Genomic DNA, 25,202 nt, shown 5'->3' with positions numbered 1-25,202 from the left:
TGCGCAAGATGTTGTAAGCTAAATATTTATGCTTGCGAATTAATTAATTTTAAAACCTAACCAATCATGAAGATAAGATTACATGTGCTGATATATTTGGCATTGATAAATTGTGGATTTATTTATAGTCAAACCCCCGAAATTAACTGTCGTTCTAAAGAGGCTACAGATGCGTTTTTCCAATCAGACCCTGATGCATTACAGCAATATCAAAATTTTAATGAATATACCCGAGATTTTGTTCAAAATATAGATCAAAATAGAGCTCAATTACAAACGACATATGTAATACCTGTTGTATTTCACGTATACGGAACTGTTCAAAATGGAGATGCAGTAAACTTTAATACCATAGTGAACTCCCTAAATCAAGTAAATGAAGAATTTCAAGGATTAAATGCGGATTACAATACAGTAGATTCAAATTTTTTAGGGATTAGATCTACTATGGATATCTCATTTAAACTTGCGCAAATAGATCCTAATGGAAATACTACAGATGGAGTTGTTTTTCATCCTGTTGCTTCTGGACATGGTAATTATAGTAGTCCAGTAGTGGCTGCAGATGCCTGGGACAATTATAAATATATGAATGTATATATAACCGCAGATCTTTATGGAGATGGAGTTTCAAATAATTCAGGAGTAGCTTGGTATCCAGATACTACCATGTCTAATTTAGATATTGCTAGGGTAGTATATAATGGTCAATATCTTACAGGAAATACATCCAATGAGTTTGCATCTGTATTAACTCACGAATTTGGTCACTGGTTAAATCTAATTCATACTCATGAAGGCGGTTGCTCAAACGGGGATCAAGTAGCAGATACGCCTGCAGAAAATGTAGGAGGAGATTGTAGTGAAACATTTGATTGTGGCAACAATATCAATTATGAGAATTATATGGGGTATAATGGTGCTGCGGGATGTTATAAAATGTTTACAGTAGGACAAGTTAATAGAATGCTTGCAGCATTAAATCATCCAGCAAGACAACCATTATGGCAAGAGAATAATCTAAACGACACAGGAGTAAATGATACTGTTGTCGTCTCTTGTAATACAACGGTATCTAATTTTCCATATAATGAAGGTTTTGAGAATACACTAGGTAATTGGACACAAGATGCTGGAAATGATTTTGACTGGACTCTTAGAACAGGAACGACACCTTCAAGTAGTACAGGACCTTCAGGAGCTTTTGAAGGAACTCACTATATATATGTAGAAGCTTCTGATCCAAATTTTGGAGGGAAAACAACGATCTTAAATTCTCCTTGTTTTGATCTTATAGGTGTAAGTACTCCTACTGTTAATTTCCATTATCAAATGACAGGTAATTCAGTAGGAACTATTAGATTAGAAGCTAGAGTAGATGGAGAAATGACTTGGGCAGAAATATGGTCACAAACTGGAGATCAAGGCGCTGCTTGGCAAGAAGCTAATGTAGATCTTAGTGGTAATACAGTACAATTACGTCTTAGAGGAACAACAAATACATCCTGGCAAGGAGATATTGCTATTGATGCTTTTGGTATTGCTGGAGCACAAGCTGGAGATACCCAAGCTCCTAGTGTGCCAACTAATCTTACTGTAACTGGAGTAACAACAAGTACAGTGAGTTTATCTTGGATTGCTTCTACTGATAATGTTGGAGTTACTGGATATAATGTATTTAGAGGAGGAACTAATGTAGGAACTGTAGCTGGTACAACATATCAAGATACGGGACTTGCTGAAGGAACTACATATCAGTATACAGTGAGTGCTACGGATGCTGCAGGGAATGTATCGATTAATAGTAATGCCGTATCGGCTGCTACTGATATTACACCACCTACTAGTGGATGTATAAATGGAGAAAATGTTCCTTACACTGAAAGTTTCGAAGCTAATATTGGACTCTGGTCTCAAGGAGGTGGAGATGACCTTAACTGGACACGTAACTCTGGAGGAACGCCTTCTAATAATACAGGGCCTTCTTCAGGAGCAGATGGAACTTTCTATATGTATGTAGAAGCTTCTGGGAATAATACAGGATTTCCAAACAAGCGTGCGATATTAAACTCTCCTTGTTTTGATTTAAGTAATGAAACAGAAGCTTCCTTTGTATTTGATTATCATATGTTTGGAGATGAAGACGCAGGTCGCATAGATTTAGAAGTGAGCGATGATAATGGGGCTACATGGATTAGTATATGGAACCAAACAGGTAATCAAGGCAATCAATGGAATACAATAACTATTGATCTTGCTTCATATATTGGAACTTCTGTTCAGTTACGATTTAACCGTATAACTGGTGGTACTTGGCAATCTGATGTTGCTATTGATAATGTAAGACTTATTGCTGATGGTGGTACTGACCCCAACCCTCCGGCTGGATATTGTACTTCTAATGCTACAAGTTCAAATGATGAATATATCAGTAGAGTGCAAATTGGTAATATTGATAACTCTTCAACAGGAGGTACAAACGGGTATCAAGATTTTACAAACCTTTCTACAAACCTAAATGGAAGTGCTTCTATTACAATTACACCACAATGGAGAACTACCGTATACAATGAAGCATATGCTGTATTTATAGATTGGAATCATGATGGTGATTTTAATGATACAGGAGAAATAGCATTTTCTCAAGCACCTACACAAGCGACTTCTATTACAGGAACAATTACAGTACCTGCTGGAGCTTCTCAAGGATCAACGCGTATGCGTGTGTCTATGAAGTATAATGGAGCACCAACTGCTTGTGAAAACTTCCAATATGGAGAGGTAGAGGATTATATTGTAAATATCAACACAGGTACTACAGGTCCAAGTGCAGTATTGCAAAACTCAGTATATAATTTTAGTATTTTCCCTAATCCAGTAAATGGAGGTCAACTTCGTCTTGTTGGAGTGGAAGATGCAGAAAGGTTCACTATTTATAATGTTTTAGGGCAAACAATACAGACAGATGTATATACAAATATGATTAATGTCTCAAAGTTAAAAACTGGTGTATATATCATAGAAGTTCAAGTAGGAGATAAGCGTTTGCATAAGCGATTTATTAAAAAGTAATAAATTTTCCTTAATTATTGAACGTAGTTCTTTGACAGATAAAGAAAAAGCCAACTTATTTAAGTTGGCTTTTTTGTTTAGTACAACATATTGATTTCTTTAAATAAGCTCTGTCTTTATTTGTGTAGTATTTTACAAATTGGTGTCATTTACCATATCTAGCATATTAAATGTTGCTTTTATTGAGAGAAGATTATGACCATATATCTTAAAAACGATAACATGATATTATTTCAATTTTTTATAAAAAATCGTTTCTTCCTCAGAGCTTCGGTACCCAGAAATTGAACTGGAGATATCTCTTTGAAACGTCACTTGATGGCCATTGACCCCCATAAAGACATCTCTATTGAGATAGAAAAGAGGAAAGTTTTCCCCTTCAAGAAGTGCATAAATAGAATGTTCTCTTTCATTAAATTTTATTTCCAATGTTAAATTGTTTTTGAACTCATAGACACCCAAATAATCAGGCAGGTTATTTATATCCATAAAGTGTTGATATGGATTACTGTCTGTTAATAAGCAGCCTTCACCTGGGGTCCATTTATCATACTCAATGTTATAAGCAACTTTTCTGGCATTGTTAAATCCTTGAATTCTGGCAACGAGATGTAATGCTCCATCCATTCCTGCTGAAATCCCAGCCGTGGTAATAATATTCCCATTATCCACATACCGAACACCTTTAAGCACTTTAATTTTTGGATAGTTGTTTTCCAAGTCGTTTAAGGCAGAATGAAAGGTGGTAGCTGTTTTGTTTTCTAATAGTCCGGCTTCAGCAAGAATAAAAGCGCCAGTACAGACTGAAAAATAATATTCAATATTTTCCTGTTGTTTAACCCAATTAATGACTTCAGTATCTTGATAAGCTCTAGAAGCATTTCCTCCAAAAAAAGCTATAATATCTGCTTGCGGTGCATCTGCCAAGCTATAATCAGGAATAATTTTAAGAATCCCTTGTGATATGATAGGGGCTTTTGTTTTTGAAACTGTAAAAACTTCAAATCCAGCATAGGAAAAGACTTCCATGGGTCCAGCAAAATCCAGAACTTCAACACCATCTTGAAGGTAAAATGCAATTTTTTTATTTCTATTCTCAGTATGTGTATTCAACGTTTCTTTTTTGATAAGTTCCATAGAACAATGATTACATATTCCGGGTTTATCAAATTGAAGCGCATCACATTCATTATTGCAAGGTATACAAACATATATTGGCTTTTCTCCATTACCTTCTTGAGAAGAAGCTAATTGGAGGGTAAGTAAAAACATAAAAAGGATTATTCGTTGCATGGCTCGTTGATTTAATGATGAGCTGTAAAACTAGTTTTAATTACATAGCAAGAAAAGGACAACAGTACGCAGAATAAGGACTATTTATCAAGGGAAGAAATTTCAGTAGGTAAGATGTCCTGGTGCTTCTTTAAGATAAAACGCACTTGATTGGGACTTTTAAAACCGATCTGCTTAGCGACAAAATCAACCTTATTTCCTTCAGATAATAATGATATCGCTTTTTCCACACGCAACTTTTCAAGGTATTTTCCAATAGTAATACCAACTGTTTTTTTGAACAAGCGCGTTAGGTTCCTCTTGCTCATATGGACTTGGTTGGCCAACTCCTCTGCTGTGGGTGCTTTAGATAAATTATGCATCAAATAATCTTGCGCATTGTGTATGCGTTGGTCTAGATGATTTCGATATTGAAGAAAAATACTCAATTGTGGATCTGAAGTACTTCTTCTAAAATAAACCACAGCTTCTTTTGCTATATCTAAAGCAAATTTAGTTCCAAAGAATTGTTCAATTAGAAAAAGAGAAAGGTCAATGCCAGAAGATACTCCTGCACTAGAATGGATGTTTTTAGAACTTGTAAATAATCGATCTTTTGCCAATACAACGTATGGAAACTTTTTTGAAAACTGATCAAAATATTTCCAATGAGTAGTAGCTATTTTTTGGTTTAACAAACCCGTTTCAGCAAGAATAAAGCTCCCCGTACATACCGAACAAATATGCACACCTTTATGATATTGAGTAGTAACCCAATCTAAGAATGGTTGTATGCTTTCTAGAAAAGTTTTATTTGAAATTAAACTAAACTCAAACCCTGGAATAAAAAGCACATCATTTTCTTGAAGTTCTATCTGATTAAATGTAACAAGTTGATTAAAGTACAGACCAGCGCTACTTTCAATTTCAGTTTTATTGTTTAAGGAGATAAATTGTAGTTCAACATCTGCTCCATATTCTTTAGCTTCATAGAAGATATGGGCTGGGCCATTAATATCCAACAAATGGACTTTAGGAGGAATGACAAAAATGATTTTTCGCATTACAATTTATTTAAAGCATACACTACAATAGGATAAATATAGGCAATTGTGTTTTCAAGTTTTTGAACCTTCCTTTGTATTGACAAAAGAGCCAACTCCTATCAGTTAGCTCTTTTGCTTTTGTTTAGTAATACTTACTTGATTTTATTCTTTTTTAGGAAACCTTGAATATATCCTGCAATTTCATCCCCTTTTTCTTCCAGCGCAAAATGTCCAGTGTCTAATAAATGGAATTCTATATTATTAAGATCTTCTTTATATGGATGGGCACCAGATGGAGGGAAAATAACATCATTTTTACCCCAAACAATAAGCATAGGAGGTTGATGTTGTTTAAATAACTTTTGCCAAGATGCATAGTGCTTTACATTAGTTCCATAGTCATAAAATAACTGAAGCTGAATTTCATTGTTTTCTGGTCTTTTTAAATGTTGTAAATCCAGAAGCCAGTTGTCAGGACTGACTTTAGAACTGTCTTGTACACCGTGTAAGTATTGCCATTTTAAACCATCTACTTGATGAAATTTTTCTAAAGCACTACTTAGTTCAGGAGTTCTTTTTTTCCAATAACTTTTTAATGGATTCCAGAAGTCGGTAAGACCTTCTTCATACGCATTTCCGTTTTGTACAATAAAAGATGTGACACGCTCTGGATGTTCTGCAAATACGCGATAACCTACAGGCGCTCCATAATCCATTACATAAAGACTGTATTTTTGAATGTTTAGTTTTTCTAAAAACCCATCTACAATGTCTGCCATTCCATCAAAAGTATATTCAAAATCTTTCATAGCTGGCTGTTCACTACGTCCAAATCCTGGGTAATCTGGTGCGATTAAATGATACTCTGAAGACAGTTCTTTTATAAGATTACGGAACATATACGAAGAAGTCGGATATCCGTGTAGTAATACAAGAGTAGGGGCATCTTTACGTCCTGCCTCTCTGTAAAATATTTCTAGTCCGTTAACCTCTATGGTGTTATAAGTAGTAGGGTATTTAAGAGAAGTGTTTTCTTTTACAATAGTGTTGACTTCTTCTTTTTTTGAGTTGGAAGAGAGTATAAATGTTGCTAGAGCAGCAACCATAATGATAAGTGAAATTTTAGTTTTCATGATATTTGATTTTAATAATATTAATTTACCGATCGTTCGGTAAATAAGTCGAAGCTTTTTTCACTCCTTACAATATGAATTTTTTTTTTATAATTAATTGTCAATTAGTGATATAATCACGTGAAAACACGTGAATTTAAAATGAAGTTTCTAATTATTTTTAAATGCTAGGGTTTTTTGTACTATCCAAATAACAATTATAATAGAAGTCTCATTATTTAAAAAAACAAGCATCATGTCAGATTACATACTTACTATTAATTTTACAGACGAACAGTTAAATGACATCTACAATACGGACACACGAGTAATTTTAGGGAAGCAAGCAGGAGGAGGAGAACCACATGTTGCTTGGCAAAGTTTTAACCCTTTTCAGAGTAATCAAGTGAACTGGATTGAGGAATATGGAATTTATGTGTCTAATACACAAGCTCAACATGGAGCAGCCTTGACTCAACTCTCAAGTATACCTATTGGAGCGGCTACAGGGAAATTATATACTTTGGAGCCATCAGGAGTAATTTCAGGACCAGATACTGGAGGAATGGCAAATGCATTTGCGTTACTTAATCAGTATAGTAATCAAGATTATATCACAGTAGGTCTTTACCAAGATGCTATAGTAAATGGCATTGAGATTATAAGAAACGCAGTGTCTGCTGCACCCGTGTTATTGGCCAGTACAACTATTATGACTCCTAGTATAACATTGTATATTTGGTTACAATCTCAAGTAACAGGTAATTCTGTGGTTACTACAGTGACTTCCCCAATGACTGAATTAGTATTTGGAGGAGGTATAAGTCAGACGTCTGTTTCTTATGATACACAAACAGGAATGTTTATTATTCAAAGTTAATGTAGATCATTGATAACACAGTAACGAGATACGTTATCCTAGAGATAAATAAAAATAATAAGTTCGCTTTCGCGAAAGCAGACTCACATAGATTATATGCTTAATTAAGTATGTATATGAGAAACTACAACTCATGAATCAAAGATTATAGAAATGTAAAATGCCTTCGCTATTATGAACGAAGGCATTTATAGATAAACATCAACTGTAACCAAATATTTAGTTATGTGTCTTACTTAGTTTTTTCCAGTTTTTATCTGCTCCTGCAACAAGTTTATTGTGGTTTTTTTCATTTAACCATAACTGTTGAGCATCTAAGTTTAGATCATATAAGTATAGGAAGTACTTTCCGTCTTTTACAATAAATTTATTCGGATCTGGTCTGAATTTAGCACCTGCATATGTTCCAAAGGCACAGAACCCACCATATTGAGGCTTATACCTTTCTGGATTCTTGTCAAAAGTTGCTTTTTGCTCAGCAGATGTAAAGTAGTATGTTATTTTCTGGTGCACAGATTTAAACTCTTTTAATCCTTTTTGAGCAATTCCTAAATCTAAGTAAGATACTGGACTATATCCTTGTAAATGAATAGTACTGTTATCTACGTTGTTTGCCATTCTATCTTGAGCAAATGTTACTGTACTTACTACGAGTGCAAGTATTAATACTGAGGTTTTTATTAAATTCTTCATGTTATTAAGTATTATAAATTAATTATTGTGTTATTGTGCGTTAAAATATTCTTCTTGTACTACTTCGCCGTTGTCATTCCATACACGACGAATGATTTCGTGCCAGTAGATTTTACTGTCGTCTTTCATATCAAAATCGAACGTAAATTCTGAAGCAGATACATTACCATCTACAAGTGTATGATGATGCGTAATTCCATTTACAGCAGCAATGCTTCCTGCAAATCCTTCCATTTTTTCAATCATCTGTTGTTTGTCAGATGTTCCTCCACCATTGTAATCTGAAGTTGTTGCATTGTCTGCGAAAAATTGTTTTACAGCATCTACAATTGCTCCTTGAGCTACGATGCTATCCATTTTTGTTGCTTGATCTTTAATGTTCATTTTAAATGTTTTATTAGATTAAATTATTTATGTTTTTGCGAATAATTATGGTACAAACTTACCACGGGTTTCCCTTATGAATGCTACCAAAAAAACACGAAAAATTGTACTTTTTAAAATGAAAACTGAAGAGGTAGTATCAGATTGCTACACAAAATAGGTATGCATAAATAAATATAGATATCTGATTATAAGTAGATAATGATTTATTAAGTAAATGATTATTATACTTTGTAAATACGCCTTTATTTAATCAAAAAAGAAATCTTGATTATTACTAATTATTTTAGGAAAACATATAATTCTATTAAAATGCACCTTTATTTTTTAAGATTTAGAGCAGATCGTAGCATGTGATATTTATTTTAAAAATAATCTATCATTGTTGTTTTCTGATAAGATGGGTAGATGAAGTAAAGGACATGTTCGATTCTTCTTTTTTACATGTCAATAATCTTTATTTATAGTATAATGTACATATAAATATTACTAATTATCAATTCATAAATTAAGAATTGTATGACCTATTTTTTGAAGGCTAATGTATCTCAGAATGTTTACTGATTAAGATACTTTGCAAGTAAACTATGGAAATGATGTACGCCTTTTTCGCGTGTTGGTGAGAACCTTCCTGCTTTGTAAAACTTAGATTGTAACCCTTTATGTACTCCTTCTACAACAAACTCATCTTCACGCTCTACTTTATCTAATAAAGCACCAGCACCAGCATGTAGTTTTGTCTCATCATATACATAGGTGATAAAAGACACTTTTGTTTTATTGAGGCTAAAAGGCTTCACAATGTTTATAGATAACCCCCATGGGTAGAAGTTAAACATCATATTTGGGAATATCCAGTAGTAATAGGCGGCTACATGTTTTCCTTGATCTGGATGCCCTTCGGGAAGTGTAAAAACCTCTTCACCTCCATCTGTATATCCGATTTGTAGATTTACGTGATCATAGATTTCTGTCTTATACTGCCCATAGTCTAAAGCATCATTTAAATCTTCGTGTACAAATGGAATATGAAACCCTTCTAAATAGTTGTCACAATACAAAGCCCAATGACAATTAATGATATAATCTTTATTAAGTGTAGCATCAAGCTTAAACTCGTTAAGAGGCAAAAAACCAACACGCTCTTTCATCACGTCAATAACTTCAGAAAAGTCAAAAGCAGGATTGAGCCCCACAAATAGATGTGACCCCCATTCTCGTAGTTTAAATGTATGTAAACTATCACAAGGTCTAGGAAAATCTTGAGCTTCTGTAAACTCAGGCATTGATTTAAAACTTCCGTCTAACTCAAATCGCCTTCCGTGGTACATACACATAAAGTTTTTTGCTTTTCCTGGGTGATGTACTACAATATTTCCACGATGCGTACATACATTACTAAGACATATAATGGTATTGTCTTTATCTCTTACAACCATCATAGGTTCTGTAAGGTAATTGTCTAACAACACAAAAGGGTAGACACTTTCTGTTAATGGGATACACGTATTTGCATCACCTATCCATTGCCAAGTTGTTTCAAATATCCTTTCTTTTATAGCATCAAAAACTTCTTGACTACGGTAAAAAGAGGCTGGTAATGTTTCGGCTTGAGCAATATCTGGGTGAATGTAAAACTGTTCCATATCACTAAATTAAGAACTTTTTTTGGTTAGATATACATAAAATGGAATTCCTATAATTAATAAAACAAGTCCCCAAAGTATTGTTTCGGTACCACAACCTATAATAACCCATATACAAAATAAGATACTTAGACTGGATAGAATCATTTTAGGTAAAGGGATAAACCCTTCCTTTTTGTGAAGTAAAATCAATAAACTTATGGTCGACAATATATAGGGGGTTAGTACAGAAAGTGTAGAGAGTTTCATCATAAATGTAAAAGCGTCCACAAGACTTTTTGTATAGTTTAATCCCATTAAAATAGAAGCCAAAATACTTGATAGTACAATCCCTATAATAGGGGATCTGTTCTTATTTATTTTTCCAAATATTTTTGGAAAGAGCTTGTCTTGAGATGCCGCCATTGGGATTTGTCCTTGTATTAAGATCCAACCATTTAAGGCGCCTAAGGTTGCGATAACCGCACCGGCAGCTACGATATACTTGGCAGATTCTCCCCAAAATAAGGCAGCAGCATCTGCAAAAGGAGCATTTGAAGTAACGAGAACGTCAGGAGGAATAATTCCCATAATAGCCACAGAACTCAAAATGTATACGATAATGGTAATCAACGTACCAAAAACGGTAGCTCTCTTTATGGTACTCGCGGCATTTTTAATAGATGAACTAGGTACAGTAGCCGTTTCCATTCCTAAAAACGCAAAGAGTGTTAGTGTTGTTGTTGCTGTGATAGCAGATAAGCTAGACTCTCCACTGAGATTAAATGGCGTAAAATGATCCATTTTTATATAAGCGATCCCAATAAAAGCAATAAGGAGTATAGGAACAATTTTAAGAATTGTGGTCACTAACTGAACAAAGGCGACTGTTTTTATAGGTTTAGAATTTACCCAGGTAAATAACCATATAAAGCCCAACCCTGTAAGTACAGCGAGGAGTTGGTTTTTTCCAAGAATAGGGAAGAATACTTCTAAGTATCCAACTAATGCAACAGCAATGGCCGCATTTGTACACCAAATAGAGATCCAATATCCCCAAGCCACCAGATACGCTGGAAATCTACCCAACCCTAATCGAGTGTATGCATAAGGGCCTCCTGTTGTTTCTGGAGCAAGTTTTCCTAAGTTTCCAAAAATAATGGCAAGTACAATCGCTCCTAAAGAAGAACAAATCCAACCCACAATACTGATAGCACCATAAGCAGCTAGAGATGCTGGTAATAGAAAGACACCAGACCCAATCATGTTTCCTACGACAAGTGATGTGCTAGACCAAAACCCTATTTTTTTTGTACTCAATATGATTGTTTTCTACGTCTTTGTAATGTACGTATAAACTATCGGAAAATGACATTTTGTATTTAAGTGATATAAAAAGAGGTTTGTTGAGTTGTCTCTTGAGCATTTATTTTGACATAAAAAACGGAGTACAATGACTCCGTTTTAGTAGGTTTTTTACGCTTTCGCGAAAGCGTATATATACATTAGATTTCCAGAATCTGACGTATCATTTGATTAGTGAATCCCCATTCATTATCATACCATGTCATGACTTTTAATAAGTCTCCGTCTACAACACGAGTCATACTTAAATCGGCTGTAGAAGCATATGGACTTTTTACAATATCAGAAGAAACAATGGGTGCATACGTAGTGTCTAATACCTTAGCATATCGATCTGTTTGTGCTTCTTCTTCTAGGATGGCATTTACCTCCTCTACCGTAACCGGTCTTTCTGTCACAAACGTCATATCAGAAATAGAACCTACAGGAATAGGAACTCGTAAAGCAACACCGTCAAATTTACCTTTGTATTCTGGTAATGCTTTTGTGGTAGCAATAGCGGCACCTGTTGAGGTAGGGACAATATTTGCAGCGCCCGCGCGTCCCATTCTATAATTCTTTTTAGATACAGAATCCACCATGTTTTGAGAAGCTGTATACGCATGTACAGTAGTCATAATGGCCTTTTTAATTCCAATACGCCTTCCTAATACTTCAACGACCGGACTTATATTATTAGTCGTACAACTAGCGCAAGAAAAAACAGACGTTTTCCCTTGATCTGAATTTACACCGTGTACAATGGTTGGCACATCTACACTTTTTGTAGGTGCAGAGATCACTACGGTTTTTGCTCCTGCTGTGATATGTTTTGTAGCATCATCAGTATTGGTAAAGAAACCCGTACTTTCTATCACAATATCAATCTTATTTTCCGACCATGGGAGTTCTTCTGGATTGCGATTAGAGTAGTATTTGATTTTCTTTCCATCTATAATAAGATGGTTTTCATCATGTGTTATCTCTTTTTCATAGACACCATATACAGAGTCGTATTTAAGTAAATAAGCAATATTGTCTACAGTAACAAGATCGTTTACAGCAACGACATCTAGTTCTGGGGTGTCTAAAATAACTTTTAGAGCAGCACGTCCTATGCGGCCCATCCCATTGATAGCAATTTTTTTCATAGTGTTCCTTTTATAATTTTCTATCTTGTTCTTTGATAGCTACATCATTAATACTTGCAAATCGTTTGGCCATTAATCCATTGGCATCAAATTCCCAATTTTCATTTCCGTAAGCTCTATACCAGTTACCTTCTGGAGTATGATATTCATATTCAAAACGTACTGCGATACGGTTTCCTGCATGTGCCCAATATTCTTTTTTGAGTTTGTAATCCAGTTCATGGTCCCATTTTCCAGATAAGAATTGACGTATTTCTTCACGTCCGTTAACAAACTGAGACCTGTTGCGCCATTCACTATCTATCGTGTAGGCCATGGCTACTTTATCAGGATTTTTACTATTCCAGGCATCTTCTGCCATTTGTATTTTTTGTTTTGCAGTTTCAAGAGTGAAAGGAGGCAAAGGATGTTTCTGTTCCATATTGATTTATTATGTAATTGGATAATATAAAGTTGTTATGCTATTTAATGCATTTTTAAAAATGCGTCTATCATTAAGTCCTTTTGAAATGATCAAAGAGCCTTGTATATTTATTAATGTCTGAGTAGCCTTTTGTGTTGCTTCTTTGGGAGTATATCCTATGTCTTCTGCAAAAAATGCAAAGCTACCTAACCACTTATTCATAGTTTCTTGAATAAGTTCTCCTAAGGAGTCAATACCTGTATCTGTAGATAATGCACGTAAAATACACGTTTTTTCTCCTTGAGCATATAAGATATCTATATTGTGTACTACTTCTTGTAAACGTTGTCTAGCAGGTTTCTTCGTGTCACGTATAATATCTTCTACGTGTTTTTTACTCCAAACTTCTGTAAATTGTAATACAGCGGCAGCGATTTCTTCTTTTCCGCCAGGAAATCTATGATAGAGACTTGCTTTTTTTAAACCTGCCGATGTAGCAAGATCATTAAGACTTGAGCCTTCATACCCCTTGGATCTGAATACTTCAGTAAGCCTTTCTAAAAGAACGGCGTTCTCAATTTTTTGAGGTCTCATAACAGTAATTAATTAACGTTCGGTATAATAGTCTGAAAAAATAAAATTCCTTACGAATGATGCCTCATTTGCAAGGAATGTATGCGTATCTCATGTTGAATTAAAAGGCTAGTATTAGCTCTTTTTATGAATAATGTTTCTAACCTTTACACTGGTTTCTCTAAGCTGATCTCCAAAGGTTAAGCGATGGTCCATTTTTATAATATTCCCTCTGATATCTTCTATTTCAACCTGTACTGTAAAAACACCCCAAGTCCAGATAACCAAACCACATTGTAAATTGCCTGGTTTTCTTGTAATAATCTTGACTCTGTTTTTTCCAAAAGTACTGTGAAGGGTATACTTTACTTGCTTAACATAGGGTAAGTCTTTGCCTTCTACATAGATTTTTACTTTATAGAGTTTCTTCTTACTTCGTGTACTTTCTTTATAATATATAATTCGAGTACGAGAGCGAGTTCCGCTACTATTAGTGTTATTGCTATTATCATCTATGGGTTCTTCAGAATCCAATAACATGTCATTTACTTTAAGGCTGTACGTTCTTAGTTTCATAGGGTTATAATATCGTTGAGTACGTATCTTTTTATTAAAGGGAATTATTCAGTCTCTTCTACATCGGGCGCTACAATTTCTTCTATCACTTCTTCTACTTCGGGTTCTACAATTTCTCCTCCTTCATTTGTAATTTCTTCGGCACCGGCATCGGTAGTGACGCCAGTTTTATCTTTGCTTCTAGCTGCAGATTCACCATAATAGTATCCAATAATAGATCCTAATAAACCTCCTAATGAAGCAATAACGAGTTGCATCGCTTCCATGACATTATCAAAATTACCCCTTCCTGCCCACATAGAAGCAATAATTAAAATAACAAATAGGATAACGATAAGTAATGCCAAGAAATGCCTAAAGTCATCTACAATGTTTACTAGAGAGCGTGTTATAATATACGTAATACTTGTGTCCTGTTCTCTATCTATTTTTCTATTGCTATATTTTCCAATAGCAAAGATTTGAAATAACCACCTAATGATTACCACAAAAGTAACAAGCAATAAGATAAGTAACATAACACCCGTGCTATGGGTTTCTAAGAAGGTAAAAAATGCTTCCATTTAAAAAAAGTTTAATGCGATTTTTAAAGATAGTAAAATTAAGATAAAGGATTGGTAGAGAGTCTATTTTGTAAATAACACATGGGATGTTTGTTGTTTCCGCTTTCGCGAAAGCGTACTTAACAACATACTCTAACCATATTATTTGTAGTATGTACGAATCCAGCTAGAACGTTCTTGACTTAGGTAAATAGGTTCTGTAAAAGGTGGTTGTAACTCGACAATAAACCTGCCAGGTTTATAAGTTTTTAAACTTTTTATAGCTGTTGTATGTGCAATAATTTTCCTGTGCAATCGTATGAAATGTGTGGGATTTATGGTTTTGTGAATCTGTTCTAAGGATTCATCTATAATGTAGGAAGTACCATCAAAAAGAGTTACAAATACAAGGTCATCTCTATAAAAATAAGCAACTTGATCTATATGTACGGGAATGTGTTTTTTACCACTTTTTAAAAGAAATCGTTGTTTGTAATCAGTAGTGTTTTGGGGAGTAAGGTGATGTAAAAGATCTGTATTTTTTATAAGCCAGTCGATGGTAGGTTCTTTTCTTTGATTAAGGAATTTTTGAATAGCTAGCGAGACATCTTCTTCAGAGATGGGTTTTAATAAATAATCAATACCAGTTGTTTTGAAGGCCTGTATGGCATATTGATCATAAGCAGTGATAAAGATAATGGGACACGTTATGGTGGTTTGAGCGATGATATCAAAAGAATTCCCATCAGATAGATGAATGTCCATAAAGATTAACTGAGGCATATCATTATGTTCTAACCAATGCACTGCATCCTGAATAGAAGTCACTGTGTTGAGAATGTCAAACGCTTGAGGTAAGGAAGTGAGCATCTTTAAAAGATGCTTTGTAGCAATGATTTCGTCTTCGATAATAAGGGTTTTGATCTTCATATTATAAAAGAGGGAGAGTTACTTTAAAGGTATTACTTTCTGAAACAATAATGACTTCTTGATGCGTAAGATATTGATATCTTTTTTTGATATTTATAAGACCCGTACCATTGGTATTTGTTACACTTTTTTTATGCCCAATAGTGGTGAGTGTGAGTGTGTCAGATGTATTTGAAAAAGCAATCGTTAGGGTTGTATGCACATCGATCTTATTATGCTTTATAGCATTCTCAATTAATTGTTGCAATACCAAAGGAGGAAGTTTTTTGCCCTTTAATATTGTTTCCGAAATCGTATTTTTAATCAATAAAGCATCTTGATATCGTTGTTTTATGATGTTTACATATTGTTGTGCCATGGTATATTCTTCTATAGCATCTATAGTGATATGTTGTTTGTTTTGTAATATCTGCCGATATATTCCTGAAATGTTTTTTAAAAAACTTTTAGCAAGTGTGGTGTCTTCATCTATTAGATAGTACAATGTGTTGAGGTTATTAAAGAGAAAGTGCGGATCTAATTGATTTTTTAAAATACTAAGATTAGCTTCTGTAATCTCGTGTTTGTACTTTTCGTTTTCGACTAAGGTTGTATAATGTTTACTCCTTAAGTTGGATAAAAACTCTATAAGAGAAAAGATAATAGATACCGACAAGCCTATTAGAAATGCCAACGTCATATGTCTTAATCTTGGTGCTTCACTATAATAATACCAGTGATCTATCCATTTAAAACCATAGAATTGTATAACATAAATGATTGTTCCGATCAGGATACTACTTAGTAATACTAGCAATTGATATGTAGTACCCTTCTGTAACCATATTGTAACACGCTTACTTTTTTGAAAAGAGAATATACTCTCAAAAGTAAGATAGATCATAAAAAACCAAACTACAGTCAAGAAGTTTATTTGTGGAGGTTCTTTAAACTGAGAGCTAAGCCATATCGTAGTTACTAAAATAGTCGAGATGACTATAGAGATAAGGAGTCTTTTATATATTGAAAAACGCTTCATATGCCTAGCTGATTATATCAAAAGTAGGCTATTTTTTAAACTAAGAATCTTGAAATCGTCTTGATTTGTATGATTTATAAAGGTTTTAAAGTTGGTTCATCAGGCTTGTATGCACATTCATTATACGTTACTATATATTCATATATGATTTCTTAACGTTCACCAAAACTGGAGAGATATTCACCGCTATGAATTCCTAGTTTTGAGGAAACAATTCTCCTATGAAGTATTTTATAAGCCGCCTGTTTATTTATCTAAGTGTAGTATCTATACAAGCACAAAATAGTGAAGGAATTGAGAAGCATAGTTTTTCGGTTTCAAACCTTTCTGATGTAGCCTTTAAGGATTTTATACAACCTCAAATACAAGAAAGTCAATTCATTTTCTTTGGAGAACAACATGGCATTATAGAAGTAGGACAAGCCACACACGTCCTATATGATATGGCACGTCCTTTTGGCTATCATACCCTTTGTATTGAGACGGATGCTATTGCAGCCAAGACAATTACTTCTTTTTTTGATACAGAAGATGCTGTAAAAACAGCACAACAACTGAATATAAAATATCCCTTTTCTATTCCATTCTATGCAAATGAAGAAGATTTTAAAATGTTTGAAAATGTGTTGCGTTCTGGAGGAACACTATGGGGTATTGATCAAACATTAATGACGCAGTTTCGCTTAAATTTTGACTATATGATTACTCATACAAAAAGCGAAGCATTCAAATCAAAATTGATTCCATTAAAAGAAAAAGCAATGACAGCTTTTGAAAAAACAATTGCCGAAAAAGATTTTATGGCGCCTTATATTTTTAAGTATGATACGCAAACACATCAGGATTTAATAGCAGTTGCTACGATGGCAGAAGAGAAAGAAGTCTTAGAAAATTTCAAGAATACAAAAGAGATTTATGAATACAATTTTAGAGGGCAATATTATCTAAATAACGAAGTGAGAGCACGCCTTATGAAACGTAATTTTATGAAGTATTATAAGGAGGCTCAAAAGGTAGAACCAACACCTAAAGTATTGTTTAAATTAGGAGGGAATCATGCCGCAAGAGGACTCACAAGAACAAAAGTATATGATATTGCAAATCTAGGATCAGAACTTGCTATTACTAATGGTATGGAATCCCTTCATATATTGTGTATGGGAATTTCGGGGACTCAAAATGTTGCCAATCCTTTTGAACCAGAAAAAGCAGTACAACCTATAGATGCCTCTAAGACACTTCCCAAAGAATTTATTGATCTTGCGATCACGACAGCGCATAAGTATCAAATTATAAATACCAAGGCATTGCGACCAGAGGCACGTACATTTTCAGAAGAGGTGAGAGACATTATTTTTAAGTATGATGTGATTATTCTTGTGAAAGATGCAAAAGCACTAACTTCGTTTTAAGCTTGGTATCCTAATTGTAGCGAAAATTTGGTAAACAAAGTCTTTATATATTAATACACAAATACATGACCAAGGTTGTTCTAGCACTATTACTTTCGTTTCTATGTAATTATATCTATGCACAAAATACTGAGGTAGAATTACAATATGTTGAAGAAAATGACTCTATTATTTTTCAAGTAAAAAGCACTGCCATAATCCCTATAGATGTGGTGAGTAAACAAGTAGATACCCTTTTTTCAAAAGTAGTTTATAAAGAACTAGTAACTGTACAACCTTATGACAGTGTGCGAGGGTTCATTAGAGTACACATAGATGATTTTGAAAAATTAAAACAAGCCAGAAGAGAGCGAGACATTTATACAGTCGAAGCACATTATGGCGATCGCAGAAACGCAAAACATGACAGTACTTATGTGTATACGTTTCCTTTTAAGAAAGGCAAGAAGGTAGAAATACAACAAACTTTTTTTGGAAAATCATCACACAAAAGTATTGCGTCCCGATATGCCATTGATTTCGGCATGCGTACAGGAGATAAAGTATATGCAGCTCGAGAAGGAATTGTTGTCTTTGCACTAGACCATTTTACAGAAGGAGGTAAACGAAAAGAACTTACAAGAAAGGCCAATAAAATTGTCATTCTCCATGCAGATGGAACACTAGGAGCATATGCTCATTTAATGCATAAAGGTACACTAGTTAAGAAAGGAGATAGCGTGACTAAAGGACAACATATAGGCTACTCTGGAAGTACAGGTTACAGTGGAGGCCCTCACTTACATTTTGTGGTACGCGAGCCTGGAGATATTTCTGTACCTATCTATTTTGAAGGATATGAAGGGCTAGTTTTAAAACGAGGTAAGAGATATAAAAGAAAGCATTAAAACCCCTCATCCTAACCTTCTCCCAGAGGGAGAAGGAACTGTTATGGAGTGAATGTAGTTGTGTGTAAATAGAGCATTACTCTATTTTTGTTTTTAACGAATGCAAGGTGATTGAGTAGTTTTCGCTTTTCGCGAAAATTGTATCGAAATTACCGTCTACTAAATATATGTGCGATCTCTCCTAAGGTCGAGATGACAGTCGTCATTTCGACAGAGCGAGGCACGAGTGACGAGAAATCACACATATTTGAACTTGAATCTGAACCTGAAATCGAATTTGAACTTAAAAAAGGAGTTACTTCTGCGATCTCTCCTAAGGTCGAGATGACTTTGTTTTAGTCATCCTCAAACAACAAATCATCTATCTCATCATTAGTTACTGTAGCATTAGCGCCTGCTTTTCCAGCAACGAGGCTTCCTAAAGCTGCAGCTACCTCTAAGGTCTCTTCTGGAGATTGTTCTGTTAGTAATCCATAAATAAGTCCAGCGAGAAAAGAATCACCAGCACCTACGGTATCTACTACCTTGGTAGGAAAACCTACCTGAGTATATATTTTTTCTTTATGAAAGAGCATCGCACCATCGGCGCCCAGAGTAACACAGATCGTATCCGTATGAGTTGCTTTGGCAATTGCTTTTAGCTCGTCCTCTAGACTTTCTCCTTCAATACCCAATAAGATAACAATGAGTTCTAACTCTTCGTCATTAAGCTTGATACAATCAGCGATTTCCATTAAAGATCCAATAATATCTATATCATAATGTGGATCTCTCAAGTTGAGGTCAAATACTGTATATTTTGCTTCAGATACTAAGGCTTCAAATTGTTCTTGATTATAACCTTCTCGCAACGCAAGACTTCCAAATACAAAGGCATCGGCTTTTTTTACTTCCTCAATGGCTTCAGGCGTTGCTTCTATATGATCCCACGCAGCACCCTTTTTAATATCATAGGTAGCACTACCTTGACTGTTTAGAGAAACAATAACTTGTCCTGTAGCGTGCTTGTTCTTTTGAATATGAGAAATGTCTAAGCCAGTCGCTTTTAATTCTTCTAAGGTTTCTGTGCCTAATGTATCTTTTCCTATAGCACTAATCATGGTCATTTTTGCACCAAACGAATGCAAACGCAACGCTACATTAAGAGGTGCTCCACCAAGTCTTTTCTTATCTGGAAATACGTCCCAGAGTACTTCGCCATAACTGGCAATATGGGGTGTTTTACTCATCTTCGGGTATTAGTTCTTTTTCAAGTGCTTCTAAAGAAACCCCTTTGGTTTCTGGCATTTTTGTAAATGCCCAAATCAATTGTAGCACCATCATTCCTGCAAAGAAATAATAAATATACCATACAGCATCTTTTAAAACACCTTCTTTATCATCTAAAAAGAAAGGAGTAATTAAGGTAATGATTGCAGCAAATACCCAGTGGGTACTCGTCCCCCAAGATTGTCCATAAGCGCGAACACGATTTGGGAATATTTCTGAAATAAATACCCAAATCACTGCACCTTGACCAATGGCATGAGAAGCTATAAATAAGCAAATAAAGAATAATGTATATGTTGGACCTAAGTCTTGTTGGAAACAAACACCTACCATAATCAAACTAAAGATATAACCTATAGAACCAATAATAATAAGCTGTTTACGACCTAATTTATCTAATAATCGAACCCCTATAATGGTAAATACTAAATTTACAATTCCAATAGCAATCGAGTTAAATAAAGATTCGGAACCTCCAAGTCCTGCGTTTTCAAGAATTTCTGGTGCATAGTATAATACAAAGTTAATCCCAGATAACTGATTAAAAAATGCAATCAGAAACCCTAACCATAATACACGACTGTATTTTTTCTGGAATAAATTATCACCACTTTTTGGTTTTATAAGATCTGTTTTGATCTCATCTAGTTGTGCTTGTGCATCTTCAGGAGTGTATATTTCATTAAGTACGGCTAATGCACCTTGATCATCTTTTTTCTGTAGGGCTAACCATCTAGGACTATTAGGTACTTTTAATACCATAAGGGTATATACTAATGCAGGAACAGCCTCTATACCGAGCATCCATCGCCAGTCATTGGCACCATCAAAACCTTTAAGAAGATAATTGGATACAAAAGCAATTAAGATTCCAAATACCAAACAAAACTGATAGAGCCCTCCCATCTTACCACGATTGGCACCTGTGGTAATTTCAGAAATATAAATTGGAGCTGCCACAGATGAAATACCAACACCAACACCTCCTATAAACCTAAATAAGGAAAACGAATAAGGATCTGGTGCAACAGCACTACCAATAGCAGAAACAAAAAATAAAATCCCTATCCAAAACAACGTCTTCTTACGTCCTAATTTCTTGGTTGGAATCCCGCCAAATAGAGAACCAGCTACGGTTCCCCATAAAGCCATACTCATAATAAACGTCCCATGAAAAAGAGGAGATAGTTCCCAGATGTCTTTTATAGGTTGGTTGGCACCACTTATAACAACAGTGTCAAATCCAAACAGAAACCCAGCGAGGGCAACCGTAATACTCCATTTTGTAATTTCTTTCATTTGGTTTATGAGCCTCTCCAAAAGGGAGGTCTTTTTAATGGTTAGTGGTCTTGTTTTACTTCCAGATACGTTTCATTTTTGAAACCTTCACATTTGTCATTTTATGATCTTTACTCATAAAAGTCATCACCGTATAGGGTTTATTCGGAAATAGTTGGTCTGTCATAACCGTAGCTCCCCGATCTACAAAAAATTCAAGTGATGAGGTATCCATAAAAATACTGAATGTTGTCTTACCGTTTCCTTCTATAATAGCAGGAGCCATATGCACTTTTTCGGCAAATCTAGGTTCAAAATCGATCTTTCCAGATTTCTTACGATCTATGTAAAATGCATTGTTGTCTTTATGATAACCTACAAATAACTGGTCATTAGGAATGTTTGAAAACTTTAATTTAAAATCTTGCAACTCCCCTTCGATCTCAAAATCAATACGCATCTCATTAAAATTTTCGGATGTAAGAGAGTAGTTATTGGTGATGCTATCATAGGTCTGTGTCGCATAGGTGTATTTATCTATCGCTGGTACAGGATAACTCTTAAGATAATAAGAATTGTCTTTATGTAGGGTAAGCTTTCGCGAAAGCGTCATTGCACTTCTCCAATTTTCGGTAGGGGTTATTTGAGCATAATTCCAGTTGCTCATCCATCCTATAAAAGTACGATCGCTATCTGGCAATCCATTATAAGTAACACCCGCATAATTATCGGTGCCATAATCTATCCATTTATTTTCTTTTTGTGTTGTGGTAAAGGTTGTGCCATCAAAATCTCCTATAAAGTATTGTGTCCCTGAACCTCCATTAGGTGCACCAGGATTGATGCTTACAAGTAACACCCATCTTTTCTCATCGGTTCCTTCGACAGCAATTTGAAACAAATCAGGACATTCCCAAACACCTCCATGAGCACCTTTGTCTTTGCCAAAATCACTAAGATATGTCCATGATTTTAAATCAGGGCTGCTATAAAATTTTGCATGATCTCCAGCAACGAGTGTAAGAATCCATTTCTGAGAGGTTTCATGCCACATTACTTTTGGATCTCTAAAATCGCGGATACTCGTTGGATTCCCAATGACGGGATTTCCTTCATATTTGGTCCACGTTGTACCTTCATCTAAACTGTATGCGATACTTTGATATTGAAAGTCATTACGACCTTCTTTTTCTCCTTTGGGTTCATGATGTGTAAAAATAGCCACCATAGGTGGGTTGTCTTTGGTGCCAAGTCCAGAAGTATTCTCAAGATCCATCACTGCACTTCCAGAAAATATATAACCTAGTTCATCAGGATATAAAGCAATAGGTTGATGTTTCCAAGAGACTAAATCTTTACTGGTTGCATGCCCCCAATGCATCGGCCCCCAAACAATATCGTCTGGGTAATATTGATAAAATAGATGATAGGTGTCTTTGTAAAATAAAAGACCGTTAGGATCATTCATCCATTTTTCTGGCGGTGTAAAGTGGTATTGTGGGCGGTAGCTTTCGCGAAAGCGTACGACGTCATTTTTTACTGTGATTTCTTCTTTTTCTATAGCGGGAGTTTTTTCTTTTTTACAACCGACACACACTAATAAAAGAAATAAAAGAGATAGAAATCGCATGGGTTTTGTTTGTCTAAATATAACAATACCATTCGAACTTGTAAAATTGCTATATAAAATAACGTTTCGGAATGATAAAAGTAAGTGTCTACAAGATTGACTCTTTCAAAATACTCCTTTGAGCGTGGTCGAAAACTTAATTAACAATCTGTTGATTAAAGGGAGTTTTGACAACGCTCGAGCGAGTAGCATTACTTTTATATAGTAGGAAGATTCTTTTCTATTTTTTAATAACCTTTAATGTAGTATGCATTCCTTGAGGATCTACTATAGACACAAAATAAATTCCCGAACTCCCCTTGATCGTGAGATCAAGGGTGTTGGTATTTACAAATTGTTCTAGTGAGATAAATTGTCCAAGGATATTAGTAACTGTAAGATCTATTTCTGGATAGGTTTTGCCCAAATCTATACGGATGTCTCCTTGTGTGGGATTAGGAAATAAGTGGGGAGATATGTTTACGGTATTGTCTTCAAGAGCTAGCGTTTCAAAAGTAGCATCTATGGCTGCTAAGGCATCTAATTTTCCATACCCCCAAGTATTGTTAGGAACGCTTCCTGTAAAGGAATCTGCTCGACTCGTGTCTCTTAAAATGTCTCTGATTTGATTGGGTGTTAGTTCAGGATTTACTTCTAACATCAGTGCAATAACACCTGTAGATAATGGTGCAGAAGCACTTACTGCATTTTGAATACCATATAATCCGTTACTGTTTTGGAGTATATTAAAACTAAAGCTTTCGTAAAATGTATTTGCTGCGTATGGTGCGTGACATACTTCTCCTGGTGCTACAAAGTCAATTCCTAAACGGCCATCTTGTGTAGGGCCTTCACTAGAGCCTATCCAAAGTTCTCCTGTTTCTCCTTGACCAGTAATATCCCTAAATACTCCATTGATATCTGTCCAGTCATTCTGGACTACATAATCCCCTGGAGTGATGAGTGAATTTGCACTGGCAAAGTCATTAATGCTTGCCCCGGCGGTTACAAAACTTAAGAATTTATTTTCATTACTGTAAAGAGCAGGATTCAAAGAGGCTTTAAAATTACCGTCATTTACCTGAGTTCCTTCCAGAATAACTTTGTAGGTACCTATGGCACCAGAAAAATCAATTAATAATTCACGTCTATTGCTGGTTGCTCCAAAAAATTCAACATCGGCACCTCTGTGAAACATACTTATATCTCCCAGGGTTTGATCGACCGCAGTAGATGCATTTGCGGGAGCTGCAAACGGTCCCTCTATAGTTCCATCAGGACGTTCTAGACTCACTGTAAAGCGATCAGACTCACTATACCACATATCAAAACGTAGATTTCCCGCTTCTCCTTTCTGAATTTCAATATCAACAGATTGTCCTTGTGTAATATCACCAGAGGCAGCATTATCACTACCGCCATCATCACCTACGCCACATACAAAAGTATTTCCTAAGGCTACAAAATCGTCTATAGAACGGCACAATAAACTCGTTCCATCTGTAGGGCCTCCTATAGAACCAATATTCATAAGTGTTACAGATGGGAGGTTAAGTTCCTGAATTTTATCTGCGGCAAACGCTAAGGCAATAGGAATATATGCTGGATTATAAAACCCTTGTTGTGCAGGTTGATCTCCAAAAGCAGGAAAGCCATCAAGTACAATCTTTATGCTTATAATGGTAGCATTAGGCGCAACTCCTTGAAATTCTCCAGAAGTAGTCCCACTCCCGTCACCTGCAATAATGCCTGTCGTTGCTGTTCCATGACCTCCTCGGTCTGTAGACAGAGGATCCCCACCAGTATCTAACGAAGTGTTAATCTGATCCTGAGTAAAAATAGTTCCTACTCCATAAGGATTTTCTGGATCGCTTGCTCCTGTGGGATCAATCATATCATAGATATATGCAATACGTGTATTTCCGTTTTCATCAATAAAATCTGGATGACGATAATCAATACCTCTATCTAGCATTATAACTAGAACAGCTTCACCATTAAGATCATATTGTGTGTAAACGTCATCTAGATTAACTTCTTCTCTAGGTGGAATACCTTGAGCATTGCTATGTAAAATGAAACAAAAAAAGATTACGATAAATAGAAGAAGACGATTCATATTATAG

Annotated in this window: 23 protein-coding genes; 5 read left to right on the top strand and 18 right to left on the bottom strand. The window is 35.2% G+C overall.

What is annotated here, in order from left to right:
• The first annotated feature begins 66 nt into the window (after window positions 1-66).
• The gene (locus ABJD27_RS13215) at window positions 67-3,072 is read left to right on the top strand and encodes a M43 family zinc metalloprotease (RefSeq protein WP_348165557.1); all 3,006 of its coding nucleotides are present in this window, start codon (window positions 67-69) and stop codon (window positions 3,070-3,072) included.
• A 228-nt stretch (window positions 3,073-3,300) separates the two neighbouring features.
• Here the strand turns inward: ABJD27_RS13215 and ABJD27_RS13210 are convergent, their stop codons facing one another.
• From ABJD27_RS13210 to ABJD27_RS13200, 3 genes are all read right to left on the bottom strand, one after another.
• Entirely contained in the window at window positions 3,301-4,365 is a 1,065-nt protein-coding gene (locus ABJD27_RS13210) for a DJ-1/PfpI family protein (RefSeq protein ID WP_348165554.1), read from the bottom strand.
• Between the two features lie 80 nt (window positions 4,366-4,445).
• Window positions 4,446-5,408 carry a DJ-1/PfpI family protein gene (locus tag ABJD27_RS13205; RefSeq protein WP_348165551.1) on the bottom strand — a complete coding sequence of 321 codons (963 nt, stop codon included), beginning with the start codon at window positions 5,406-5,408 and terminating at the stop codon, window positions 4,446-4,448.
• A gap of 134 nt (window positions 5,409-5,542) precedes the next feature.
• On the bottom strand, window positions 5,543-6,523 hold the full coding sequence (locus ABJD27_RS13200) for an alpha/beta hydrolase (protein ID WP_348165549.1): 981 nt from the start codon (window positions 6,521-6,523) through the stop codon (window positions 5,543-5,545).
• Between the two features lie 235 nt (window positions 6,524-6,758).
• Between ABJD27_RS13200 and ABJD27_RS13195 the strand changes: the two genes are divergently transcribed.
• Window positions 6,759-7,382: a hypothetical protein gene (locus tag ABJD27_RS13195; RefSeq protein ID WP_348165546.1), complete on the top strand. Its 624-nt coding sequence runs from the start codon at window positions 6,759-6,761 to the stop codon at window positions 7,380-7,382.
• Between the two features lie 219 nt (window positions 7,383-7,601).
• Here the strand turns inward: ABJD27_RS13195 and ABJD27_RS13190 are convergent, their stop codons facing one another.
• From ABJD27_RS13190 to ABJD27_RS13140, 11 genes are all read right to left on the bottom strand, one after another.
• Window positions 7,602-8,075: a YHS domain-containing (seleno)protein gene (locus ABJD27_RS13190; RefSeq protein ID WP_348165543.1), complete on the bottom strand. Its 474-nt coding sequence runs from the start codon at window positions 8,073-8,075 to the stop codon at window positions 7,602-7,604.
• 30 nt (window positions 8,076-8,105) lie between these two features.
• Window positions 8,106-8,459, bottom strand: a complete 354-nt coding sequence (locus ABJD27_RS13185) for a hypothetical protein (RefSeq protein ID WP_348165540.1) — start codon at window positions 8,457-8,459, stop codon at window positions 8,106-8,108.
• A gap of 557 nt (window positions 8,460-9,016) precedes the next feature.
• Window positions 9,017-10,105, bottom strand: a complete 1,089-nt coding sequence (locus ABJD27_RS13180; protein ID WP_348165537.1) for an aromatic ring-hydroxylating dioxygenase subunit alpha — start codon at window positions 10,103-10,105, stop codon at window positions 9,017-9,019.
• Window positions 10,106-10,114: 9 nt separating this feature from the next.
• Complete coding sequence (locus ABJD27_RS13175) at window positions 10,115-11,404, bottom strand: amino acid permease (protein WP_348165534.1); 1,290 nt, start codon at window positions 11,402-11,404, stop codon at window positions 10,115-10,117.
• A 185-nt stretch (window positions 11,405-11,589) separates the two neighbouring features.
• A complete protein-coding gene (gap, locus tag ABJD27_RS13170) occupies window positions 11,590-12,579 on the bottom strand; it encodes a type I glyceraldehyde-3-phosphate dehydrogenase (protein WP_348165531.1) in 990 nt (329 codons plus the stop codon).
• 10 nt (window positions 12,580-12,589) lie between these two features.
• Entirely contained in the window at window positions 12,590-13,000 is a 411-nt protein-coding gene (locus ABJD27_RS13165) for a nuclear transport factor 2 family protein (RefSeq protein WP_348165529.1), read from the bottom strand.
• A 9-nt stretch (window positions 13,001-13,009) separates the two neighbouring features.
• A complete protein-coding gene (locus ABJD27_RS13160; RefSeq protein WP_348165526.1) occupies window positions 13,010-13,576 on the bottom strand; it encodes a TetR/AcrR family transcriptional regulator in 567 nt (188 codons plus the stop codon).
• Between the two features lie 114 nt (window positions 13,577-13,690).
• Window positions 13,691-14,131, bottom strand: a complete 441-nt coding sequence (locus tag ABJD27_RS13155) for a pYEATS domain-containing protein (protein WP_348165524.1) — start codon at window positions 14,129-14,131, stop codon at window positions 13,691-13,693.
• Window positions 14,132-14,175: 44 nt separating this feature from the next.
• Window positions 14,176-14,694, bottom strand: a complete 519-nt coding sequence (locus tag ABJD27_RS13150) for a hypothetical protein (protein WP_348165521.1) — start codon at window positions 14,692-14,694, stop codon at window positions 14,176-14,178.
• Window positions 14,695-14,835: 141 nt separating this feature from the next.
• A complete protein-coding gene (locus ABJD27_RS13145; protein WP_348165518.1) occupies window positions 14,836-15,603 on the bottom strand; it encodes a LytTR family DNA-binding domain-containing protein in 768 nt (255 codons plus the stop codon).
• 1 nt (window position 15,604) lies between these two features.
• Window positions 15,605-16,621: a histidine kinase gene (locus tag ABJD27_RS13140; RefSeq protein WP_348165515.1), complete on the bottom strand. Its 1,017-nt coding sequence runs from the start codon at window positions 16,619-16,621 to the stop codon at window positions 15,605-15,607.
• Window positions 16,622-16,842: 221 nt separating this feature from the next.
• Here ABJD27_RS13140 and ABJD27_RS13135 point away from each other — a divergent pair, with 221 nt between their 5' ends.
• The 3 genes from ABJD27_RS13135 to ABJD27_RS13125 all read left to right on the top strand — a co-directional run bounded on the left by ABJD27_RS13135 (window position 16,843) and on the right by ABJD27_RS13125 (window position 19,259).
• Complete coding sequence (locus tag ABJD27_RS13135; protein WP_348165512.1) at window positions 16,843-18,033, top strand: hypothetical protein; 1,191 nt, start codon at window positions 16,843-16,845, stop codon at window positions 18,031-18,033.
• 65 nt (window positions 18,034-18,098) lie between these two features.
• A complete protein-coding gene (locus ABJD27_RS13130; protein ID WP_348165509.1) occupies window positions 18,099-18,920 on the top strand; it encodes a M23 family metallopeptidase in 822 nt (273 codons plus the stop codon).
• Between the two features lie 111 nt (window positions 18,921-19,031).
• The gene (locus ABJD27_RS13125) at window positions 19,032-19,259 is read left to right on the top strand and encodes a hypothetical protein (RefSeq protein WP_348165506.1); all 228 of its coding nucleotides are present in this window, start codon (window positions 19,032-19,034) and stop codon (window positions 19,257-19,259) included.
• On the opposite strand, the gene ABJD27_RS13120 is transcribed toward ABJD27_RS13125, so the two are convergent.
• The 4 genes from ABJD27_RS13120 to ABJD27_RS13105 all read right to left on the bottom strand — a co-directional run bounded on the left by ABJD27_RS13120 (window position 19,256) and on the right by ABJD27_RS13105 (window position 25,195).
• Window positions 19,256-20,149 carry a carbohydrate kinase gene (locus tag ABJD27_RS13120; RefSeq protein WP_348165503.1) on the bottom strand — a complete coding sequence of 298 codons (894 nt, stop codon included), beginning with the start codon at window positions 20,147-20,149 and terminating at the stop codon, window positions 19,256-19,258. The genes ABJD27_RS13125 and ABJD27_RS13120 overlap by 4 nt on opposite strands.
• Window positions 20,142-21,509, bottom strand: a complete 1,368-nt coding sequence (locus ABJD27_RS13115) for a sugar porter family MFS transporter (RefSeq protein ID WP_348165500.1) — start codon at window positions 21,507-21,509, stop codon at window positions 20,142-20,144. The genes ABJD27_RS13120 and ABJD27_RS13115 overlap by 8 nt, the downstream gene beginning before the upstream one ends.
• A gap of 34 nt (window positions 21,510-21,543) precedes the next feature.
• Window positions 21,544-23,097: a glycoside hydrolase family 32 protein gene (locus ABJD27_RS13110; protein ID WP_348165497.1), complete on the bottom strand. Its 1,554-nt coding sequence runs from the start codon at window positions 23,095-23,097 to the stop codon at window positions 21,544-21,546.
• 220 nt (window positions 23,098-23,317) lie between these two features.
• Window positions 23,318-25,195: a S8 family peptidase gene (locus tag ABJD27_RS13105; protein WP_348165494.1), complete on the bottom strand. Its 1,878-nt coding sequence runs from the start codon at window positions 25,193-25,195 to the stop codon at window positions 23,318-23,320.
• Window positions 25,196-25,202 lie beyond the last annotated feature (7 nt).

The organism is Dokdonia sp. (assembly GCF_039945015.1).
Classification (GTDB): Bacteria; Bacteroidota; Bacteroidia; order Flavobacteriales; family Flavobacteriaceae; genus Dokdonia.
Note: the sequence above shows the minus strand (reverse complement) of the source record. Positions and strands in the feature narration are given on the sequence as shown.

Excerpts from the sequence above, each read along its gene's own strand:
- ABJD27_RS13210 (WP_348165554.1), bottom strand. The coding sequence starts at position 4,365 with ATGCAACGAATAATCCTTTTTATGTTTTTACTTACCCTCCAATTAGCT.
- ABJD27_RS13215 (WP_348165557.1), top strand. The coding sequence starts at position 67 with ATGAAGATAAGATTACATGTGCTGATATATTTGGCATTGATAAATTGT.
- ABJD27_RS13110 (WP_348165497.1), bottom strand. The coding sequence starts at position 23,097 with ATGCGATTTCTATCTCTTTTATTTCTTTTATTAGTGTGTGTCGGTTGT.
- ABJD27_RS13195 (WP_348165546.1), top strand. The coding sequence starts at position 6,759 with ATGTCAGATTACATACTTACTATTAATTTTACAGACGAACAGTTAAAT.
- ABJD27_RS13205 (WP_348165551.1), bottom strand. The coding sequence starts at position 5,408 with ATGCGAAAAATCATTTTTGTCATTCCTCCTAAAGTCCATTTGTTGGAT.
- ABJD27_RS13190 (WP_348165543.1), bottom strand. The coding sequence starts at position 8,075 with ATGAAGAATTTAATAAAAACCTCAGTATTAATACTTGCACTCGTAGTA.
- ABJD27_RS13130 (WP_348165509.1), top strand. The coding sequence starts at position 18,099 with ATGACCAAGGTTGTTCTAGCACTATTACTTTCGTTTCTATGTAATTAT.
- ABJD27_RS13150 (WP_348165521.1), bottom strand. The coding sequence starts at position 14,694 with ATGGAAGCATTTTTTACCTTCTTAGAAACCCATAGCACGGGTGTTATG.
- ABJD27_RS13105 (WP_348165494.1), bottom strand. The coding sequence starts at position 25,195 with ATGAATCGTCTTCTTCTATTTATCGTAATCTTTTTTTGTTTCATTTTA.
- ABJD27_RS13185 (WP_348165540.1), bottom strand. The coding sequence starts at position 8,459 with ATGAACATTAAAGATCAAGCAACAAAAATGGATAGCATCGTAGCTCAA.
- ABJD27_RS13160 (WP_348165526.1), bottom strand. The coding sequence starts at position 13,576 with ATGAGACCTCAAAAAATTGAGAACGCCGTTCTTTTAGAAAGGCTTACT.
- ABJD27_RS13135 (WP_348165512.1), top strand. The coding sequence starts at position 16,843 with ATGAAGTATTTTATAAGCCGCCTGTTTATTTATCTAAGTGTAGTATCT.
- ABJD27_RS13140 (WP_348165515.1), bottom strand. The coding sequence starts at position 16,621 with ATGAAGCGTTTTTCAATATATAAAAGACTCCTTATCTCTATAGTCATC.
- ABJD27_RS13200 (WP_348165549.1), bottom strand. The coding sequence starts at position 6,523 with ATGAAAACTAAAATTTCACTTATCATTATGGTTGCTGCTCTAGCAACA.
- ABJD27_RS13120 (WP_348165503.1), bottom strand. The coding sequence starts at position 20,149 with ATGAGTAAAACACCCCATATTGCCAGTTATGGCGAAGTACTCTGGGAC.
- ABJD27_RS13180 (WP_348165537.1), bottom strand. The coding sequence starts at position 10,105 with ATGGAACAGTTTTACATTCACCCAGATATTGCTCAAGCCGAAACATTA.
- ABJD27_RS13165 (WP_348165529.1), bottom strand. The coding sequence starts at position 13,000 with ATGGAACAGAAACATCCTTTGCCTCCTTTCACTCTTGAAACTGCAAAA.
- ABJD27_RS13155 (WP_348165524.1), bottom strand. The coding sequence starts at position 14,131 with ATGAAACTAAGAACGTACAGCCTTAAAGTAAATGACATGTTATTGGAT.
- ABJD27_RS13145 (WP_348165518.1), bottom strand. The coding sequence starts at position 15,603 with ATGAAGATCAAAACCCTTATTATCGAAGACGAAATCATTGCTACAAAG.
- gap (WP_348165531.1), bottom strand. The coding sequence starts at position 12,579 with ATGAAAAAAATTGCTATCAATGGGATGGGCCGCATAGGACGTGCTGCT.